The sequence below is a fragment of the Streptomyces sp. H27-H1 genome (assembly GCF_026627445.1).
Lineage (GTDB): Bacteria > Actinomycetota > Actinomycetes > Streptomycetales > Streptomycetaceae > Streptomyces.
On record NZ_JAPNLJ010000021.1, the window covers coordinates 1 to 20,238 of the forward strand.

A 20,238-nucleotide genomic window follows, 5' to 3' on the forward strand; every position below is an offset into this window, starting at 1 on the left:
TCGGATACGCCGGTCTCTCCATATCCGCACAACATCACTCACATCCCGGCCAGCACGTCAGTACATCGAACAACCACACGATCGAGCGATCTCGAAACATGAATAAAGGGACTTAATGTCCTCTGAGTGGCCGGAGCCGGCTGCTGGCGTGCTTGATGGAACCAGTACCGTCCGGTGACGTGCGCCTCGAGGTCGTTGCTTCCAGCGAGCCATGCCTGGGTGACGTGACCGAGACGGAGGTCGTCACTTGCCGCTGCGCCGCCCATGCGGGTGGGCACCCACCCCGGGTCGACAGTGTTGGTGAACACGTCCGGCCACGTGCGGGCGATGAAGAGCGCCAGCGCCGTGACGAGCAGCTTGCTGTCGGAGTAGGAGGGCGTCCGGCGCGCGCCTGACCAGTCCACGTCGGTGAGGTCCGGCCGCCCGCCTCGGTGCATTCCACTGCTGAGATACACGAGCCGTGCCGGCCGCTCGATGAGCGCGGTCAGCACGTACGGCGCCACCACGTTCACCGGGAGAAGCGATGCGCCCTGGTCGACGCCCGCGTTATGGATCACCGCGTCCATCCTGCCCAGGCGGTTCACGCCTTCGGCGACAGCCCGGACGTCGTCCATGCGCGCCAGATCCCCGACGACGACGTGTGCTCCCTTGGCGGCGAGGTCGTCGAGCGCGTCCGCGCGCCGGTCGTTTCGGGCGTGCAGGACGAGCTCGTGACCGTCCGAGATCAGGTCCTCGGCTGCATTGCGACCGATCCTCCTCAGCCACCCCGAGGACGGGTCTGGCACCTCGTCTCCAGACACCGCCGACAGCGGGGGCTTGCCCACGGCACCTGGGAGCCTGCCTCGTATCCCTCGGGCGGGCAGGCGGCGCGCCAACGTTGCTTGCTGCAGCCGGGCGGACATACCTCGCCGTTGGCCTGGGTGGGGCCTGTCGCGCAGCACAGAGAGGGCGAATCAGGGGCGGTAGATCAGTTCCATCAGGAATGCGGCGATGATCATCCACACTCCGATGCCCAGTAGCCACCACCATGCGGCGGCAGCGCCGCCTGCCACCAGGGTTCCGCCACCGAGCGTGAGGGCGATGATCCTGGGCCGCATCCCCCACTGCCCCGGCGGTGTCATACCCGCACTCGGCTGTAGAGGGGCCCTGAAGCGGCAAGCCCGAACCCTGACGTGAGCAAATGCAGAGCGGTCATGGCTCCTCCTCTTGGTGCGTACGCAATCCTTGGATGCTGTCGGCTCATCGGGTGGCGGTCCACCGCTCAGAAGCCCTCTGCCTGGTCAGTCGCCGACGTGGATGCCGGGGCGGCGGGTGGGGTCGGGTTCGTGGCTGCGGATGATCTCGCGGGTGACGGGGGCGGTGTCACCGCGGCCCAGGAGGAAGTAGCGGAACATGTGGACCAGGGGGCTGCCTTCGGCCCAGGCGAAGTAGCAGTGCGGCTTGACGCCGGTGGTGTCGCGCAGTGCGAGCAGAATGGTCGCGATGGCGTTCGGGGCGGCGGGGGCCTCGGCGCGCAGGACGCGATAGGGGCCGACTTGGACACCATGAATGGTGAGGGTGTCGCTGAAGTCGGAGGGGTCGACCACGTCGATTTCGAGGAACAGGACGTCGGCGCGGCCGGGGACGGGGTTGGTGCCGCGCTGTTCTTGTTCCTTGGCCCCGTATTCGGCTTCGTCGCCGGCTTCGCGGCGGTTGGCGATGATGTTGATGGACTGGTCGTGGGCCAAAGTGTCGGTGAGGAATCGGCGGGCGTCGGCGTCGAAGACGATGCGGTCGGCGCGCAGTTCGGTGGTGCGTGAGACGCGTGAGACCAGCGAGACGATGACGATGCCGAGGATGAACATGCCGGAGATGGCGATGCCGTCGGGCTTGTCGATGATGTTGGCGATCAGGGCATAGGCCAGGATCGCGGTGAGCAGTGCGAAGCCGACGGCGGTCGCGCGCTTGCGGCGGTGTGCGACGGAGACGGTGACGGCGAAGGCGCCGGAGACCATCATGGCCAGGATGCCGGTGGCGTAGGCGCCGGCCTGCTTGTCGACGTCCGCGTCGAAGGCGATGGTGATCATGACGCACAGGACGGTGTAGACGATCACCACGGGGCGCACCGCGCGGCCCCATTCGGGGGCCATGCCGTAGCCGGGCAGGTAGCGGGGCACGATGTTGACGAGTCCGGCCATCGCGGAGGCGCCGGCGAACCAGAGGATCAAGATGGTGCTGATGTCGTAGACGGTGCCGAATGCCTCCCCCACGTGTTCGTGCGCGAGCCAGGCCAGGGCACGACCGTTGGCCGCGCCGCCGGGCTCGAACTGCTCGTGGGGAATGAGGACGGTGGTCACGAAACTGGCGGCCAGCAGGTAGACGCTCATGACTAGCGCGGCGGTGGTGAGCATCCGGCGGGTGTTGCGGATGCGGGAGTGCAGACGCTGTTCGGCGTTGGCGCCGTCGGCTTTGATGAGGGGCATCATGCTCACCCCGGTCTCGAACCCGGAGAGACCCAGCACCAGCAGAGGGAATGCCAGCAGGGCAGGGCCGACCACGTCACCGAAGCCGCCACCGCCTTCGCCGAGGGCGTCAGTCCAAGCTGTAACGGCAGCGGGCGTGTTGAAAACGTCCGCCACAGCGACACCGATAACCACGGCGTTCAGGACGAGGAAGACAGCCACGAGCGGGATGGCCACCTTGACGGCTTCGCTGAAACCCAGCAGGAACACTCCGCCAAGGATGAGCAGCAGCACGACGGTGAGGGCGACTTCGTGGCCGTGCAGGGCCTGGGGGAAGAAGGGGTTCTCCACCACGTGGACGGAGGCGTCCGCGGTGGACAGAGTGATCGTGATGATCCACGAAGTGGCGACAAAACCCAGCAGGACCAACACAAACAGCTTGCCCCGCCAAAACGGCAGCAAGTCCTCCAACATCGCCACCGAGCCAGCTCCATGCGGGCTCTCCTTCGCCACCCTCCGGTACATCGGCAGCATGCCCAACAGCGTCAAGACCACGATCAACAGCGTCGCCAAAGGTGAGACCGCGCCGGCCGCCAAAGCGGCGATCGCCGGCACGTACGCGAGGCTGGAGAAATAATCGACGCCGGTCAGACACATCACCTTCCACCACGCGTGCTGCTCGCCGTGTCCCTCACCCGCTGCCGGCCCCACCGGCTGCACCTGATGCCGCAACATCCACCGCGCAACACGGCCACTGGGCTCAGCCCGCAAAGCCGGACTGTCCACCACCTCCGGCACGAGCAGTTCGTTCGCGTCCTTCATATGCTCCATCAGCCTTCCCTGTCCCCTCGGCGCAGCTCACCAGCCAGATACCCGCAAGCTGCCCGATGATCGGGCATGAGACCTGCCTGTACCAAGCCGAGAGGCAAGGGCGACACAGGAGGCCTCACTCCGCTTGCCTTGAGCCGAGGCGTACCACCTGGTCGAGGATTGTCCTGGGCACACCAGTTGCCAGCCCGGAGGCCGCTGTGCGCCGGGAGTTTCGCGTACCTCATCAGCGGTGTCTCAGCCGAACTGGCGCAGCCCTTCGGCGTTTCCTGGCCGGCGCTCTGCGCACGGTCGGTGGTGGTCGGTGGAGCCCTTCCCGGTTACGGGATTCGTAGCACCGTTCCGGCTTGGCCACTGACCAGTGTGTCGGCTTTCCGCCCAAGCAGGAGAGAAGCTCCAGACGCCGATGGTGTGCCGTCTCGGCAGCCTGGACGACGTTGCTCAGTGAGGCGAGTTGCTCGATCTCCTCATACTGCTCCACCATGATGCGCGGGCTGCCGACCATGTTCCGCAGTGCGGACTCGTCCATGATGCAGACGAGTTCCGTGCCCTCTTCGGTGATCCTCTTCTTTCGGGCCATCCGGACCTCGACCGGGTTCTCCACGAACTCGGTCGTGCGCTCATCCGCATCTCGTGCGGACTCCCTAAATCAGGTTCCTCACCAGAGGTCGCGGCCCGCGGCCCGCCTGGTTCGAGGGACTCCATCCCGGGGTGCTGTTCACGGCGCCGGTCGCCGGACCCCGCTCTCCCCGCTCCTCCTCGCCCTCGACCCACCCAGTCCGTGCGGCCAAGCTGGTCGATGGGACGTTCAGGGAGCTCCGGCCCCTGCACCGCTCTCCCCCGCCGCAACGTCGGGGGAGGCCGCCCCGCTGGTGTCAGGCGCCCGACCGGTGTGCCACCAGGTCCCGCAGCAGCGCGAGCGTCTGCAGGTCCTCCGGATCGTGCGGTGCGGACCTGACGTCAGCTCCTTGCAAGGCCGCAAGGTCGTGCGCGGTCAAGGACGCCAGTGGGCGCAGTAGCGGAGCCTGTGGGTGGTGGGAGTCGTGGACGGTCAGCGTGGGGTCGGCCACACCGCCGTAGGCGCCCACGGCGGCGAACCGGCCGTCGGCGGAGGCACTGATGGCGCGGACGGTCCGGGGCTCGTGGCCGGCCTCCGTCAGCGGGCGCGGCACGCAGGCCGGGCCGAGGGTGACCGGATCGAAGAAGCGGTACCGGCCCTCGCTCCCCGCGTGTCCGGCCACCACGCCCCAGGCGGGGACGGCGCAGAGACCGCCGAGGGGTGGCGCCTGGCCGACCGCCTCCAGGGTCAGGGCCTCGTGCGGTTCCTTGCGCCAGCGGCTGAGTCCGCCGCCCGCGCCGCAGGCCACCAGCGTGTCGGGGCCGGTGAACACCAGCTCACGTACCGGTCCGCGCGGCACCGGGACGACGGTGCGGGCGATCAGACGCTCCGCTCTCGCGTCGGTGATGACGATGTCCCGTTCGCCGCCGAAGGCGATCGTGTGGCCGTCCGGGGCGACGGCGAGGCGGTGGGCGACGTCGAGCCCCAACGGGCTCAGGTCCACGATCCCGGCGACGAGCCCTGGGCCGGCGACGACCACGGCCGGCTGCAACGCGCTGCCCGCCGCGAAGCCGGCCGCCGTACCAACGGGCTGCATCCCAGTGAGGGCGGCTCCCTGTGCGACTGGGCGGACGCTGCCGCGCGCGTAGTGCACCAGGGTCCGGCCGTGGCCGGGATCCTCGCGGACGGCGACGACGTTCTCCTCGTCGATGCAGGCGACGGCGTGGTGGTCGAGGGGGCCGCGGTAGACGTCGTGCCAGGCGCCCTCGCGCAGCATGGCGATCCGGGTGGCGTAGTCCGGTTCCACGGTGGTGAGCGTGAGCACGGGGGCGCTGACACCGAAGGACAGCCATGCGGCGGATCCGGTGACGACCGGGTGGACGCAGACCGACGCCCGCGCGGCCCTGGCGGCTGCCCGTACGACCAAGGCCTCGTCGGCCGCGGCGAGAAGAGCGAGTGGGCCCTCGTCGGCGGCGGTGAGACGCGCGGGCAGCGGGGTCCCGTCGTGGTCGGCCGCGAAGCGGTCGCCGTACCGCTTGGCCAGACGTACCGCGTCCGGTAGCGGGACTGAGGTGATGAGCTCGCGGAGCACGCTGCGATGCCTGTCCCGCAGGTGCGCGGCGGCCCGCCGGTCGATCCCGGGGCCGTCGTCCCACATCGCGCTCCGGACCGTGTCCATGGCGAACTCCCTTTGCCGCTGCGGTCTTTCATGATGCTCCGCTCCCCCGCCCGGGACTACGCTGGACCCTCGACGCGGGGGATACGGGGAGGCTGCGATGACGGATCCGATGTCGGAACTCGTGATGGCGGGAGCGACCAGCATCGTGGTGGCCATGGCCACCAGCGCGTGGGAGGGCGCCCGCGAGCGGGTGGTGCAGGTGTTCCGGCGGCGCGGTGACGACGGGGTGGCTGCGATCGAGGCGCAGTTGGACGGCGACGCGCGGCTGGTCGCCGACGAGGAGGACGCCGACGGCACGCGCCAAGACCTCCTGCGGCCCTGGGCCCGCCGGCTCGCAGCGCTGCTGCGGGAGCATCCCGAGGCCGCCGAGGAGCTGCGCCGGGCCGTCGAGGAGGTGGCGGCCGCGCTCCCCCGGACCGAGCAGCACTGGACTCAGAACGTCACGGCGCACGGGAGCGGCACGGCGATCGGGGCGCAGGGTCCGGGCAGCAGTGTCCACATCCACCGGGGAGGCACGTCGCAGGATGGCCCCCAGCGGTGAGCGGCCCCGTGCCGGACGGCTCCGGCCTCCGGCCCTTCGCACGGCAGGTGGTGCGGGCGGAGGGCGGGTTCGCGTACGGGGTGATCGGCGCGGACATCCACGTGTTCGGCGACGGTCGGCCGGTGTACGTACTGCGGAGTCGGGCGGGACCGCCCGCGGCCGATCCGGAGTGGCTGTTGGAGTTGCCGAGCAGGATGCTGAGCACCCGACACGAGGTCGTGCCCTTCACCGGACGTGAAAGGGATGTGGCCGCGCTGCGGACGTGGCGCGACACGCCACGTCGGCTCGCGGCCCGCTGGCTGCACGGCCCCGGCGGGCAGGGCAAGAGTCGTCTCGCCGCGCGGCTTGGCGCCGAGTCCTCGGCCGAGGGCTGGCTCGTGGTCGTCGCCGTGCACGGATCCGGCACGGTGCTGCCCCCGCCCGGGAGCCAAGACCTGCGGGCGGAGGGCGCGACCGGGGTCCTGGTGATCGTCGACTACGCGGACCACTGGCCGTTGCCGGACCTGGCCTGGTTGTTCAGCAACGCGCTGCTGCACCGGCCCGGACTGCCCGCGCGGGTCCTGCTGCTGGCCCGTGACGCCACCAGCTGGCCCGCAGTGCGCGCGACGCTGGCGGACGTAGAGGCCGCCACCTCACGCCAGGTACTGGAGCCGTTGGCCGACGACGGGGAGGAGGGCGGCGACCGGGCCGCCATGTTCCGTGCGGCCCGGGACGCCTTCGCCGACCGCTACGGGCTCCCGGCGCCGCGCGCGGTCGGACCGCCTGTGGCCCTGGTGGAACCGGAGTTCGGTCTCACGCTGACCGTGCACATGGCGGCGCTGGCGGCCGTGGACGCCCGCCGGACGGGCCGCCGCCCGCCCGCCGACGCGGCGGGCCTGACGACGTACCTGCTGGACAGGGAGCAACGGCACTGGGCACGGCTGGCCGACGTGCCCGGTTATGTGACGCCGCCCGCCGTGATGAACCGCGCGGTCTTCGCAGCCGCCCTCACCGGCGCGGTCGAACGCCGTACCGGGACGGCCGCGGTCGACTCCCTGCGGCTGCGCCTTCCCGCCCGGACCGTGCTCGCCGACCACGGGGCCTGCTATCCCCCCGCGGACCCAGCACTGCCCACGGTGCTCGAACCGCTGACGCCGGACCGGCTGGCCGAGGAGTTCGTCGCGTTGACCCTGCCGGGGCACCCCGCCGACTACCCGGCGCACGACTGGGCGCCGGCCGCTCTGGACGCTCTGCTACCGCAAACCGTCGGCGCCCCGGCCGCGCCCTGGCTGTCACGCGCGATGACGGTTCTGGCCAGTGCGGCCGGCCGCTGGCCGCACGTCGGCCGACAGCACCTCTATCCCCTGCTCCGGCAGGCGCCCTGGCTGGCCGTCGCGGCCGGCGGCGCGCCGTTCGGTGCGCTGGTCGCGCTGGAGGACATCGACATCGATCTGCTGGAAGCCATCGAGGCGTATCTACCGCGTCGTGACGACGCCGTACTCGATCCGGCCGCGGCCGCCCTGGCCGTCCGGCTGGCGGAGCACCGCATGGCGGCGAGCGACGACCCGGCGGCGCAGGCCGCCGTACAACTCAACCTCGGCTGGAACCTCGCCGGAGCGGGCCGCTACGACGAGAGCCTGGCCTCGGTGGGACGCGCGGTAGCGCTCTACGAGGCGGCCGCCCACGCCGATCCGGAGCGTTACGAGCCCGACCTCGCCCGCGCCCTGAACAATTTCGCCACAGAGCTGGACCGGGAGCAGCGCGGCGACGAGGCGCTGAGCGCGATCGAGTCGGCGATCGCGATCCGAAGGAGACGGCTGCGACCCGGTCGCGACAGCGACACCGCCGACCTGGCGTTGTCGCTGTCGAACTATGCGATCCGCTTGCAGCACGCGGGGCGGCGCCTCGAGGCCCTGAGGGCCAACGGCGAGTCCCTGACGCTGTACGCCCAGGTGGCGGCGGAGCGGCCCGAGAGGTACGACCACGATCTCGCCGTCACCCTCGTCAACATCGGCAGCTCCCTGCACAGCGTCCTGCGTGTCGACGCCGCACTGGCCGCCACCCGGCGCGCAGTGGCCGTCCTGCGAACGCGGGCACGCGACGCCCCGGCCGCGCACGAGGGCATGCTGGCCCAGGGCCTCACCAATCTGACCGCCATGCTGGCGAGCGCGGGACGGCGGAACGAGGCCGTTGTCGCGCAGGTGATCAGCGGGGGCGGCGTACCCGGCGACGACTTGCTGCGCCTGCGGGGATGGCGTACCGAGGCGCTGGCGGCCGCCACACAGGCCGTGGAGATCCGCCGCGGCGGAGCACGGGCGAATCCGGCGGCGCTCACCACCGACCTGGCCGGTGCGCTGCGGTCGCTGGCCCAGGTGCAGGAGGCCGTGGGGCTGCGGGACGAGGCACGCGTGAGCGGTCACGAGGCGGACGGCCTGGAAAGGAACGTGGACCCCCGCAGGCTGCCGCGGACCGCACCGGAACTCGTGGAGCACGGCACGGGGCACGTCGTCGACGAGGTGGTGCTCGGTCTGTACCGCTATCTCGCCGCCTCCGAGGTGACGGTCCACGGCCCTCACCTCGTGGTGCTGCTGCGGGCTCCGCGCGCGGGGAGCCGGGAGCCGGGGTTCCTGGCCGAGGCCCTGGAGGTCGGTCGCCGGCTCGCCGACGCCGACCCCGTGACGTACGAGCCGGTCCACCTCCACGAGATGTGGCAGTTCGCGTGGGAGCTGTGGTGGGCGGGACGGCACGAGGAGGCCGTGGGGATGTTGGAACAGGCGGTCGAGCTCGCCCGTGCGCTCGACACGGAAGTACCCGGGACGTACCGCGACCGCTTCGTCCGGTACGCCGACGACCTGGCCACTTGGCTGAAGGCGGTCGGGCGCCGCCGGGACGCGCGGACGGTGCGGCGAGCGGCGCGGCGGCACGCCCGCGAGCGGTGATCCCGGAGCGGGCCTGAAGGGGGCCGCCTGGCGCCCGCGGGGGTGTGCTCCTTTGCCTGGCCGGTGTTGAGGAGGACCGGCACGGCCAGGGCCATCGCCGCCACGTCCAGCCGCCCCGAAGCGGCCGCGGCATTCGCGCCGTCCACCGCAGTCGTGAGCCAGGTCACACGGCATCCGCTGCCGACCGGCAAGGGCGGCCCCTTCGAGGCGATTCCGGTCGGTGACAGCGAGGTCCCGGACCATGACGAGCGGCGGCCCGCCCTGCATACGAGCCGCGGGCAGGAGCCGCTGTTCACCGTCCGGCGAGACTGGCCCCGGTGCTGGCGCGTCTGCGAAGCATGCCCGTGGGCCGCCGCTCACCGAAACCGCCCGCCGCTTCGTCGACGACTTCACCCGCCACCGACCGGATACACGGCCGGACTACCGGAAGAACACCCGTACGCTCACGATCCTCGCGTACTGGCTCGGCGCCGAGGCGGCCGTCTTCGAACGCGACGAGTAGGACCTGGGCCGGCGCGGCCCTCTCACGGTGAACAAACGGTCGACCCGGAGACCTCTGGCTGCCTCATCCGGGTGGATTCTTTCCCTCTACCGGGGATCTGTGCTGGTCAGATAGGGTGAAAGGGTGGCGTGGCTCGTTTCCCACAACGGGGCGGGAGGCGTTGATGGGGATGTGAGTACCGCAAGCACCGCCCCGATACTGCCCGCCGACCTCGCGCCGCTGGTTGCCCCTCCTGCCGTGCACGACTGGGGCGCGGACACCGAGCCCGGGGTCATAGTCGTCCACTCGTGCACCACCCTCGGCGTAACCCTGGTCGTTCACCTCGCCGGGGAGATCGACCACTTCAGCGCCGCCCCGCTACGGGCTTTTCTGGCTTCGGCGGCTGCCGACGGCTGCACCGGCCTCGTCCTGGACACCTCCCGGGTCACGTTCTGCGACTCGGCCTTCCTGGCCGTCATCGAGTGGTGGCCCCGGCACGGACGTCGCCTCAGGCTCACGAACCGCTCCCGGGCAGTGATGCGTCTTCTGCACGCCGCCGAGTCGGTACAGCGGCTGCCGGCCCGGCCGACCCCGTTGAGGGCGGCCACGTCATGACGTTCGTACTCCTGACCTGCACCCCGATGCTCGCAGCCGTCCTTCTTCTGCGCTGGGAGCCGCGCGAAAAAGGGCGCCGTCGGCCCGGCGGGCCGCCCCGGGCCACACCCCGCAGGACCGTGATCCACTGCCACCTGGCGCCCCCGCCCCCAGGCTCCACGGCGTAGACAAGTACAGGGGGTCAGGTCGTCGCGGTCGCCTCGTCGGCGGGCGGGTGGGGTCTCACGTGCGCGATGACGAGGGCGACGTCGTCGTCGGCGTCGGGGTGACGTAGCGCGGCCAGAAGCCGGTCGCAGGTCGCCTCCGGGGGGAGGCCGGGATCGGCGAGGAGGCTGAGGAGGAGGTTGAGGCGGTCGTCCAGGGCGTCGTCGCGGGTTTCGACGAGGCCGTCGGTGTACAGGACCAGCCGGTCACCTGGAATCAGCTCGAGGACGCTGGTCTCAAACCGGCCGCCGCCGAGGCCGCCTGCGCCGAGCGGAACGCCGGTGGGCAGGTCGAGCAGTTCTGGTGCCTGTCCTGCCCGGATGAGGACGGGGGGCAGGTGGCCGGCGAGGGCTACGCGGCAGCGGGAGCGGTGCGGGTCGTAGGCGGCGCAGACGCAGGTCGCGATGGTCTGGTCCAGTCCGGCGGTGATGTGGTCGAGGTGGCGCAGGACACGGGCCGGGTCGAGGCCGAGTTCAGCCAGCGTGCGGGTGGCGGTGCGCAGTTGTCCCATGGTGGCGGCGGCGTGGACCCCGTGTCCCATGACGTCGCCGACCACGAGAGCGGTCTTGTCCATGGCCTGGGGGATCGCGTCGAACCAGTCGCCGCCGATCCCGCTGGCCGCTGCCGCGGGCTGGTAGCGGTAGGCGATTTCCAGGCCGGCGGCCTGGGGTGGGGGGTGTGGGAGAAGGTGGCGCTGGAGGGTGAGGGCGGTGTCGGCGGCGTGCTGGTACCAGCGGGCGTTGTCGATGGCGATGGCGGCGCGGGTGGCCAGTTCGCCGGCCAGAGTGACGTCGTCATGGTTGAAGGGGAGTGGATTGCGGGTGCGCAGGAGTCCCAGGACGCCCAGGAGCTGGCCGCGGGCCGTCAGCGGAACGGCCAGGTAGGAGTGCAGGCCCTCCTGGGCGAGGAGGGCCGCGGCGGCTTCGTCGCGTGCGATGTGCTCCAGATCGGGGCGGGTGACGTGTGCCACCAGGACGGGGCGTCCGGTGCTGACGCAGCGAGTGACCAGGCGCTCGGCGGGATAGCTGGCGCGTTCGCCCACCGGGTCGGCGGCGTGGACGGCGGCCGTCTCGTAGGCCGCCGCTATCGCCAGGGCCCGAAAGAGAGCCGGCTCCGTGCCGGGGCCGGGTGCTGTGGGGGCGCTGCCCTCCAGGACGGAGTCGAGGACGTCGACCGTAGCGACGTCGGCCAGGTCGGCGACGACGAGGGCGGCTAGTTCGCGGGCGGTGCGCTCCAGGTCCAGGGTGGTGCCGACGGTGACGGACGCCCGGGCGATGAGGTCCAGGCGCCGGCGGGCTTCGGCTGCCTCGGCGGCCGCGCGGTGGCGGTCGGTGACGTCCACCACCGACAGGGCGAGACCGATCACCCGCCCGCTGGGATCCTCCAGCCGGTAGTACGAGCCCGACCAGGCATGATCCCGGTTCGGGTCGGCGGGGGTACGCCCTATGGCGAACTGGTCCAGCAGTGGTACGCCTGTCTCCAGAACCTGGCGCATGGAGGCTTCGATCACCTCGGTGTCCAGGAACGGCAGCGCCTCGCGGACGGTGTGGCCCAGGTGCTTCTCGGCCGGCAGGCCGTTGATCCGTTCCAGCGTCGGGTTGACCAGGACGTAGCGCAGATCGGTGTCCAGCACCGCCAGCCCGAGCGGGGACTGCGCCACCAGCCGCACCGACAGCGCCAGGTCCCGCTCCACACCGCGCAGAACGGCCTCGTCGCAGGCGATCCCCAGGGCGTACACGCCGCCGTGCTCGTCCAGCAGCCGCATGTTGCGAAACTCCACCAGCCTCGTGGAGCCGTCCTTGTGCCGCACGGGGAACACCCCGGCCCAGGCACCGCCCCCCGCCATGACCTTGGCGAACAGCTCAAGGACCACGTCGACGTACTCGTCGGCGACCAGCAGTTTGGCCGCGTACCGGCCCAGCGCCTCCGGGGCTGACCAGCCGAACAGATCCTGGGCCTGAGGGCTCCAGAGCGTGATCCGTCCCTCGGCGTCCAGGACCACCGCGGCCACGCTCAGCACATCCAGCAGACCGCCGGGCTCGGAGGGAACCACTCCCACGGAGCCGGGCCCGGCCCCAAACGCCTCGGACGCGACCATGACCGGACCTCCTTCACCCACTGCGGCGGCTCGGGTCCGACCATCCGGTCCTGCGTCCGCCCCTGCCGGTCGTCCTCTCATCTTCCTCCGGGCCCGCCCGCCCGGCCTCCGCCAGCGGCCGCCGGGCCGCCGGGCCGCCGGGCCGCCGGGCCGCCGGGCGGACGGGCCCCAGGGCCTGGGGCGTGCGCAGGCCGCCGCCCGGTGGACGTGGCGCGTCAAGAGCGGCCCGGCCCCCAAGCCCACCCGGTCTGCTCCGCCCGAACCCGAATCTCCGTCTCACCCTCTGCGTCGGCAGCGGCGGGAGACCCCCTGTCTGAATGCCCGCGAACACGGCGTAGGGGTGTTCGCGTGGTGTGAGCAGGAGGGTCCGTGTAGCGTCAGGGCCAGCTGTCATGGTTCCGAAGTACCGGTCGCTCGTGAGCGCAACATTCATGGGCGATTTTTCTGTTCACAGTCTCTGAGGACCAGGGCGATCACCTCCGGCTCCCGCACGGTGCGGGACCGATTTCGAGTCCCTTGGAGGACACATGGCCACCGGAACCGTGAAGTGGTTCAACGCGGAAAAGGGCTTCGGTTTCATCGAGCAGGACGGCGGCGGTCCGGACGTGTTCGCCCACTACTCGAACATCGCCAGCTCCGGCTTCCGCGAGCTTCAAGAAGGCCAGAAGGTGAACTTCGACGTCACCCAGGGCCAGAAGGGCCCGCAGGCGGAGAACATCACCCCCGCGTGAGCCTTCGCCTCCCGCACGGAGGCCGCTGTATTCGCGGCGTTCGCCGTGCCACGTGCCAGGACGTGGGGCCGCGTGGGCCACAATCCGGTGGTCCGGGTGCGGGGCCGGGGCTCCGGACGCTTCTCCACGACCGGCCGAGGGCATCCCGCCTGCGCGTACTACCTGGGGAGTACGCGGCAAACGCTACGCCGGGGTGACGCGGGTGACGGCGGGTGCGCACTAGCGTGGCGGGTATGGATGAGCAGCGGGAGCGCCCGGATCCCCCGTGGCGGCGATGGGTGGATCGGAGCGGGCGGGGCCCGGGCTGGCGCTTGGCGCTGCTCGTCGCCGTCTTCGCGCAGGCCGGAGCCGGGTGGGCCGCCCAGCAGCAGACCGGGCGGGTGGCGCTGGACTCTTTTGCGCGGATTCTGCTGCTGCTGGGGCCCGCGCTGCTCCTGCTGCGGCACCGGTATCCGGTGGCCGTGGCGTACGGGGTCAGCGTGGTCACCCTGGTGTACATCGGCGCCGGGTACCCGTACGGCCCGGTGTTCATCAGTCTGGCCCTGGCCTGTTTCGCGGCCGTCGTAGCCGGTCACCGCAGGGCCGCCTGGGGGGCCGTCGGGCTGCTCTGGGCCGGGCACCTGCTCATCGGGCACTGGCTGTACCACTGGCTGCCGCCCGCGGGAGACGGCCCGGCGCCCTGGGGGCAGGAGCTGGGCATCACCGCGTGGGTGCTGGCGATGCTCACCGTCTCGGAGCTGGTCCGCGTACGCCGCGAGCAGTGGGCCCGGGAGCGGGTCGAGCGGGCGGCGGGCGAGCGGCGCCGGGTGGACGAGGAGCGGCTACGCATCGCCCGTGAGCTGCACGACGTCCTCGCGCACAGCATTTCGGTGATCAACGTTCAGGCAGGTGTCGGGCTGGCCCTGCTCGACTCCGACCCCGAGCAGGCCCGTACGGCGCTGACCACGATCAAGGCCGCCAGTAGGGAGGCCCTGGGCGAGGTCCGGCAGGTCCTCGACACCCTGCGCACCCCCGGTGACGCGCCCCGCACTCCCGCCCCCGGTCTCGACCGCCTTCCCGAGCTCGTCGAGCAGGCCGCGGCGGCCGGGCTCGCCGTGGAGGTGGCGGCCGAGGGGACGGCACGGGCGTTGCCGCCCGGCGCGGACCTCGCCGCCTTCCGGATCCTTCAGGAGTCGCTGACCAATGTGGTCCGCCATTCCGGGTCGCGTACCGCCCGTATCGGCCTCCTCTGGCGGCCGGAAGCCCTGGAGTTGCGCGTGGACGACGACGGCCCGGCCACCGGGGGCGCCGCCGGCGGCAGTGGCAACGGTCTTGTCGGAATGAGCGAGCGGGCCGGGGCCCTGGGTGGCACCATCGAGGCCGGCCCCCGTCTGGACGGGGGCTTCCGGGTGGTCGCGAGGCTCCCGCTGAAGGGTTTCGCCCCCTAGGAGGATCCGTGATCCGCGTACTGCTCGCCGACGACCAGCTGCTCGTCCGGGCGGGGTTCCGGGCGCTGCTCGACGCGCAGCCCGACATCGAGGTCGCGGGCGAGGCCTCCGACGGCGACGAGGCCGTGCGGCTGGTACGGGATCTGCGTCCCGACCTGGTGCTGATGGACATCCGGATGCCGGTGCTGGACGGGCTCGCCGCCACCCGGCGGATCACCGAGGACGAGGCGCTGGCCGAGGTCCGGGTCATCATGCTCACCACCTTCGAGCTCGACGAGTACGTCTTCGAGGCGATCCGCTCCGGCGCGTCGGGCTTCCTGGTCAAGGACACCGAACCGGAGGAACTGCTGCGCGCGGTCCGGGCGGTGGTGGAGGGTGACGCCCTGCTGTCCCCGGGCGTGACCCGCCGACTGATCGCGGAGTTCGCGGCCCGTTCGAAGCAGCCCGCGTCCGCAGCGGGGCTGGGCCGTCTCACGGACCGGGAGCGGGAGGTGATGGCGCTGGTGGGCATGGGCCTGTCCAACGAGGAGATCGCCCGCCGCCTGGTCGTCAGCCCGCTCACGGCGAAGACCCACGTCAGCCGCTCGATGGTCAAACTGGGCGTCCGCGACCGGGCCCAACTGGTCGTCCTTGCCTACGAGTCCGGGCTGGTCCGCCCCGGCTGGCTCGGCTGACCCGCACCGCTCCCGTGTGCCCGGAGGGGCTCGTACGCCCGGGGAAGTAGGCCCGGTGCAGCCGGCCGTACGACGACCCGGACCCCCTCCCGGAGCCAGTCTCGGAGTGAGACGAAACGTCCACCCACTCCGAGGAGCTGAACCGCGATGAACACCCTCACCACTCTCGCGTACGACGGGCCCGGCCCGTGGATCCTGTTCTTCCCGCTGATCTGGGCGGCGGTCGTGATCGGCGCCGTGACCGTACTGCGGCGCACGGTGTGGCGCGGCCGCCGCGGACCGTGGCAGGGGCGCGGGGCCGCTCACGGCGAGCACGCGCCGATCGCGATCCTGGGGCGGCGCTTCGCCTCCGGCGAGATCGACGAGGACGAGTACTGGCGGCGGCTGTCGGTACTGGACGAGCAGTTCGGCCCTGCCTCCAAGGGCGGTGCGGCATGAGCACCGTCACCACCCTGCCGGGCGGCGGCGCTGTCGCCGCCCGGGTCGTCGACGCCCTGAAGGTCTACGGCCGGGGCGACACCGAGGTACGGGCCCTGGACGGCGTGAGCGTCGACTTCCCGGCCAGCCGCTTCACCGCCATCATGGGGCCGTCCGGCTCCGGCAAGTCCACCCTGATGCACTGCACGGCCGGCCTCGACTCGCTCACCTCGGGATCCGCCTTCATCGGGGGTACGGAGCTAGGTGCGCTCGACGACCGCAGGCTCACGCTGCTGCGCCGCGAGCGCATCGGCTTCGTCTTCCAGGCCTTCAACCTGGTGCCCACCCTCACGGTGGCCGAGAACATCACCCTCCCGCAGGACCTCGCCGGCACCCGGGGCGACGACGCCTGGCTCCAACGCCTCATCGACGTCGTCGGTCTGCGCGACCGGCTGCACCACCGGCCCTCCGAGCTGTCCGGCGGCCAGCAGCAGCGGGTCGCCGTCGCCCGCGCCCTCGCAGGCAGCCCCGACGTCGTCTTCGCCGACGAGCCGACCGGCAATCTCGACTCCCGCTCGGGCGAGGAGGTGCTCGGCCTGCTGGGCCGGGCGGTGCGCGAGATGGGCCGGACGGTCGTCATGGTCACCCACGACCCGGTGGCCGCCGCCCACGCCGACGAAGTCGTCTTCCTCGCCGACGGTCGCCTGGTCGACCGGATGGCGGCCCCGACCGCCGAGCGCGTCCTGGACCGGCTCAAAGCCTTCGACACCCGCTCCGTGACGATGGGAGCGGAGTCATGAACGCGGCCCGTACCACCCTGCGGCTGAGCACGGCCGCACTGCGCGCGCACAAGCGGCGCTTCGCCGGAACCTTCACGGCCGTGCTGCTCGGCGTCGCGTTCTTCGCCGGGACCCTCGTCATGGGCGACACCCTGCGCGCGAGCTTCGACACCATGTTCGCGGGCGCGGCGAGCGGCACCGACGCTGTCGTGCGCAGCGCGCGCGTGGTCACGGTCCCGGGACAGACCCAGGGCACCCGACAGCCCGTGCCCACCGCCCTGGTGGACCGGATCGGGCGCACCCCGGGCGTGGACGCCGCCGCCCCGAACATCCAGGGCGCGGGGCAGCTCATCGGCCGCAACGGCGAACCGATCGGCGGCCAGGGCCCGCCCACCCTCGCCGGCAACTGGATCACGGACCCGCGGCTCAACCCGTACAAGCTCGCGGAGGGCCGCGCACCGGAGCGCTCCGGCGAGGTCGTCGTCAACCGGGGCACCGCCGCGAAGGGCGGGCTGAACATCGGTGACACGACGGTGCTGCGCACTCCCGACCCTGTCCGGGTGACGATCGTCGGCCTGGCCACCTTCGGCGGCGCGGACGGCATGGCCCAGGTCACGTACACGGGCATGACCCAGGCGGACGCGGAGAAGTACCTGACGGCCGGCCCCGGCCAGGCGGCCTCCCTCCAGGTGCGGGCCGCCCCGGGCACCAGCCAGCAGCAGCTCGTCGACGCGCTGGCTCCGGTGCTGCCGCAGGGCATCGAGGCGATCACCGGCCGGGATTCGGCCCAGGAGAACACGGACATGATCTCCGGTCAGTTCCTGACCCTCTTCACCACCCTGCTCCTCGTCTTCTCCGGCATCGCCGTGCTGGTTGCCACCTTCAGCATCCACAACACCTTCGCGATCGTCGTTGCCCAGCGCACCCGCGAGAACGCCCTGCTACGCGCCCTGGGCGCCTCCCGCCGCCAGGTGGTCGGCGGCACGCTGGCGGAGGCCGTCGTCGTCGCGGTCCTCGCCTCCGCGGCCGGACTGGCCGCCGGCATCGCAATCGCCGCCGGACTCCAGGCGCTGTTCCCGGTGATCGGGTTCCCCTTCCCCGAGGGGAACTTGGTGATCAGCGGGCTGTCGATGCTGCTGCCCCTTGCCGTGGGTGTCGTGGTGTGTCTGGGCTCGGCCCTGCTTCCGGCCGCGCGGGCGGGTCGTACCGCACCGCTGGCCGCGCTGCGCGAGAGCGCCGTGGACCCGTCCGGGGCCTCGCGGGCCCGTACCGCGACCGGAGCCGCCCTGGGCGCCACCGGCATCGCGGTGATCGTGACCGGGGTGCTTGCCGTGCCATCCCTGTGGCTGTCCGGGGCAGGTGCGGTGCTGGTCACGGCCGCGTTCGTGGTCCTGGGGCCGGTGGCCTCCTCGGTCGCCGTACGAATCCTCGCACGGCCGCTGGAACGACTGCGCGGGGTCACGGGCGCCCTGGCCGGGCGCAACGCACGGCGCAGCCCCAAGCGGACGGCATCGACCGCGACCGCGCTGATGATCGGCGTCGCCGTCGTCTCGCTGTTCACGGTCTTCGGCGCCTCACTCAAGGCGACCATGGACCGGACCGTGTCGCGGTCCTTCGCCGGTGATGTCGCCATCAGCGCGCCCGCGTTCGGGTCGGGCGGCAGCGGCCTCAGCCCAGCCCTCGCCCCGGCGGTGGCCTCGCTCCCCGAGGTGGCCGGGGCGGTCGGCCTCGGCAAGGGGGTCGCGGAGGTCGACGGCTCCGGGCGGGCTCTCACCGTCACCGAGCCGGCCGCGCTCGCGGTCGGCCTGGACCTCGGCGCCGTCGAGGGACGCCTCGATACGCTCGGCACGGACGGGATCGCCGTCGCGGGCAAGGAAGCCGCCCGGAACGGCTGGCGGCCCGGCAGCAACGTAGAACTCGCTTTCACCGACGGGCAGAAGCAGCGGTTCACGGTCCGTGCCGTCTACGAGGAGTCGCAGCTCGCGGGCGACTACGTCATCACCCGCGCGGCATGGGCCCCGCACCGGGCGCAGGATACGGACTCGCTGGTGGCTGTCACCTTCAAGGACGGCGTACCGCTCGCGGACGGGATTGCGGCGGTGGAGCGGACGGCCGCGCAGTACGGTGGCCCCGAGGTGCAGACGCGCGCGGCGTACGCGCGGTCCTCGGCGGGCGGCATCGACATGATGCTCACCCTCGTCTACGCACTGCTCGCCCTCGCGGTGCTGATCGCCCTGCTCGGCATCGCCAACACGCTCACCCTCGCCGTGCACGAGCGGACCCGCGAACTGGGCCTGCTGCGGGCCGTCGGGCAGAGCGGGGCGCAGCTGCGGGCCATGGTCCGCTGGGAGTCGGTGCTGGTCGCCGCCTTCGGCACCACCGGCGGCCTGGTCCTGGGCGGCATCCTCGGCTGGGTCCTGGTGAAGGCCGCGGGCGGCGCGCAGGACAGCGCGTTCGCGTTCGCAGTCCCGCCCGTGCAGTTGGGCCTGGTCGCGCTGGTCGGCGTGGCGGCGGGCGTCCTGGCCGGCTGGCGTCCGGCCGGCCGCGCGGCGCGCCTGGACATCCTGCGGGCCATCGCCACGGAGTAGGTGTCTGGGTACACGCCTGCCCGGTGGCCAGGTGCAGTGGCCCGGGCCGTCCCGACCGGCATCGTCGTCCGTGAGAGACAGCGGCCGACGAGCGGGACGGAACCGGGACATGGGGACGGTCGAGGATGTCGAAGTGATCGGTGCGAAGGCGCGGCCACGGCGGGTGTGGGGCACGGCGGGGCGTTCCTGGCGGTCGCCTTTGCCGCGTCCGGTGGGCTGGGCCCGGTGCAGCCCGCCCTCGGGGTGCCCGCCGAGGTGGTGCAGCTGACGCAGTTCGGCCCGGCGGCCGGGGTGGCCGCGCTCGCGGTGTTCCAACGGGAGCGGGTCGCCCGGCTGTTGCGCGGCAACGGGCTGCGCGGGGCGGGCCAGGGCGGGGCACTGCTCGCTACGGCCGCGCTGAGCGTCCTCACGTACGTCGTGTACACGGGGGCGCGGGCCGCGCGTGGTTCACTGAGAGAAGGTAGCTTCCAGCCGGCCCCGGTGCGGGAACGGATGATCCCGAAGGCGAACGGCAAGCTCCGTCGTCTCGGGATTCCGAACGTTGCGGACCGGGTGGTCCAGGCATCCTTGAAACTGATGCCGGAGCCGGTGCTCGAAGCGGATCTTCTTCCGTACTCGTACGGATTCCGCCCGAATCGCCGGGCTCATGCCGCGATCGCCGAGACACGCTACCTCGCCAGCCATTCCTGCGAATGGGTGATGGAAGGCGACATCACGGCGTGCTTCGACGAGATCTCGCACACGGCCCTGATGGGCCGCGTCCGAATCGGGTCGGGGACAAGCGGGTGTTGCCCCCTAGAGATCGACATCGTGGCTGACGGGCGGGCCGCCTTGATGTTGCGTTTGCGCAGGCAGGAGCGGTTGCCGCAGGACGAGTAGGCCTTGTTGCGGCGACCCGCCGGGCCAGGTGCGGGGCCGGCCGACGGCCAGACGGACGCGCACCTTCCCGAGTACGGGGATGAATTGAGGACTGTCCGCGGCCTGCCCGGCGGTCAGGAAGAACGCATGCGGACGGCATCGCCGGTCCGTGGCCAGATGAATCTTGCTGGTCAGCCCGCCGCGGGATCTGCTGAGCAGGGCTTCCTTGAGGACCACCAATGTCCTACCGGATTCCCCCCCGGAGAGGACAGAACCCAGCAACCGATCCGGCATCACACAGGCCCGCCGACGGTCACTCAGCGTCAGATCGAGTGCTGCGGGGCCGGGCATGGTTGCTGTGTACGAGCGCCGCCGCCCCCCGACCGACGGCTGCGGTTGGG

At 71.8% G+C, this 20,238-nt stretch carries 15 protein-coding genes and 2 pseudogenes; 10 read left to right on the top strand and 7 right to left on the bottom strand.

Annotated features, from left to right (window positions below; all coding sequences use genetic code 11):
* Positions 1-38: 38 nt before the first annotated feature.
* The 5 genes and pseudogenes from OTB20_RS22705 to OTB20_RS22725 all read right to left on the bottom strand — a co-directional run bounded on the left by OTB20_RS22705 (position 39) and on the right by OTB20_RS22725 (position 5,506).
* Complete coding sequence (locus OTB20_RS22705; RefSeq protein ID WP_267820125.1) at positions 39-824, bottom strand: SDR family oxidoreductase; 786 nt, start codon at positions 822-824, stop codon at positions 39-41.
* Positions 825-953: 129 nt separating this feature from the next.
* Positions 954-1,097 (bottom strand): hypothetical protein, encoded by a 144-nt coding sequence (locus OTB20_RS22710; RefSeq protein ID WP_267820127.1) that lies wholly within the window; start codon positions 1,095-1,097, stop codon positions 954-956.
* A 183-nt stretch (positions 1,098-1,280) separates the two neighbouring features.
* Complete coding sequence (locus OTB20_RS22715) at positions 1,281-3,272, bottom strand: amino acid transporter (protein WP_267820129.1); 1,992 nt, start codon at positions 3,270-3,272, stop codon at positions 1,281-1,283.
* A 223-nt stretch (positions 3,273-3,495) separates the two neighbouring features.
* Positions 3,496-3,894: pseudogene (locus OTB20_RS22720) on the bottom strand (Scr1 family TA system antitoxin-like transcriptional regulator); the annotation flags it as partial.
* A 250-nt stretch (positions 3,895-4,144) separates the two neighbouring features.
* Positions 4,145-5,506 carry a hypothetical protein gene (locus OTB20_RS22725; RefSeq protein ID WP_267820131.1) on the bottom strand — a complete coding sequence of 454 codons (1,362 nt, stop codon included), beginning with the start codon at positions 5,504-5,506 and terminating at the stop codon, positions 4,145-4,147.
* 97 nt (positions 5,507-5,603) lie between these two features.
* Between OTB20_RS22725 and OTB20_RS22730 the strand changes: the two genes are divergently transcribed.
* The 3 genes from OTB20_RS22730 to OTB20_RS22740 all read left to right on the top strand — a co-directional run bounded on the left by OTB20_RS22730 (position 5,604) and on the right by OTB20_RS22740 (position 10,061).
* Complete coding sequence (locus tag OTB20_RS22730; RefSeq protein ID WP_267820133.1) at positions 5,604-6,047, top strand: hypothetical protein; 444 nt, start codon at positions 5,604-5,606, stop codon at positions 6,045-6,047.
* Positions 6,044-8,965 (top strand): tetratricopeptide repeat protein, encoded by a 2,922-nt coding sequence (locus OTB20_RS22735; protein WP_267820135.1) that lies wholly within the window; start codon positions 6,044-6,046, stop codon positions 8,963-8,965. The genes OTB20_RS22730 and OTB20_RS22735 overlap by 4 nt, the downstream gene beginning before the upstream one ends.
* 673 nt (positions 8,966-9,638) lie before the next feature.
* Positions 9,639-10,061, top strand: coding sequence for an STAS domain-containing protein (locus OTB20_RS22740; protein WP_267820137.1), 423 nt, complete (start codon positions 9,639-9,641; stop codon positions 10,059-10,061).
* A gap of 181 nt (positions 10,062-10,242) precedes the next feature.
* Here the strand turns inward: OTB20_RS22740 and OTB20_RS22745 are convergent, their stop codons facing one another.
* Complete coding sequence (locus OTB20_RS22745) at positions 10,243-12,363, bottom strand: SpoIIE family protein phosphatase (protein ID WP_267820139.1); 2,121 nt, start codon at positions 12,361-12,363, stop codon at positions 10,243-10,245.
* Positions 12,364-12,890: 527 nt separating this feature from the next.
* Between OTB20_RS22745 and OTB20_RS22750 the strand changes: the two genes are divergently transcribed.
* The 7 genes from OTB20_RS22750 to OTB20_RS42835 all read left to right on the top strand — a co-directional run bounded on the left by OTB20_RS22750 (position 12,891) and on the right by OTB20_RS42835 (position 19,858).
* Positions 12,891-13,094 carry a cold-shock protein gene (locus OTB20_RS22750; protein WP_215030177.1) on the top strand — a complete coding sequence of 68 codons (204 nt, stop codon included), beginning with the start codon at positions 12,891-12,893 and terminating at the stop codon, positions 13,092-13,094.
* Between the two features lie 233 nt (positions 13,095-13,327).
* Positions 13,328-14,521, top strand: coding sequence for a sensor histidine kinase (locus OTB20_RS22755; RefSeq protein WP_267820143.1), 1,194 nt, complete (start codon positions 13,328-13,330; stop codon positions 14,519-14,521).
* Positions 14,522-14,529: 8 nt separating this feature from the next.
* Positions 14,530-15,195: a response regulator gene (locus OTB20_RS22760; RefSeq protein WP_267820145.1), complete on the top strand. Its 666-nt coding sequence runs from the start codon at positions 14,530-14,532 to the stop codon at positions 15,193-15,195.
* A 147-nt stretch (positions 15,196-15,342) separates the two neighbouring features.
* Entirely contained in the window at positions 15,343-15,633 is a 291-nt protein-coding gene (locus OTB20_RS22765) for an SHOCT domain-containing protein (protein ID WP_267820147.1), read from the top strand.
* A complete protein-coding gene (locus tag OTB20_RS22770; RefSeq protein ID WP_267820149.1) occupies positions 15,630-16,412 on the top strand; it encodes an ABC transporter ATP-binding protein in 783 nt (260 codons plus the stop codon). The genes OTB20_RS22765 and OTB20_RS22770 overlap by 4 nt, the downstream gene beginning before the upstream one ends.
* Positions 16,409-18,979: an ABC transporter permease gene (locus OTB20_RS22775; RefSeq protein ID WP_267820151.1), complete on the top strand. Its 2,571-nt coding sequence runs from the start codon at positions 16,409-16,411 to the stop codon at positions 18,977-18,979. Before OTB20_RS22770 ends, OTB20_RS22775 begins: the two co-directional genes overlap by 4 nt.
* A gap of 492 nt (positions 18,980-19,471) precedes the next feature.
* The gene (locus OTB20_RS42835; protein WP_420716470.1) at positions 19,472-19,858 is read left to right on the top strand and encodes a reverse transcriptase/maturase family protein; all 387 of its coding nucleotides are present in this window, start codon (positions 19,472-19,474) and stop codon (positions 19,856-19,858) included.
* Here the strand turns inward: OTB20_RS42835 and OTB20_RS42840 are convergent.
* A pseudogene (locus tag OTB20_RS42840) lies at positions 19,798-20,068 on the bottom strand (IS5/IS1182 family transposase); the annotation flags it as partial. The gene OTB20_RS42835 and the pseudogene OTB20_RS42840 sit on opposite strands and share 61 nt — an antisense overlap.
* Positions 20,069-20,238 lie beyond the last annotated feature (170 nt).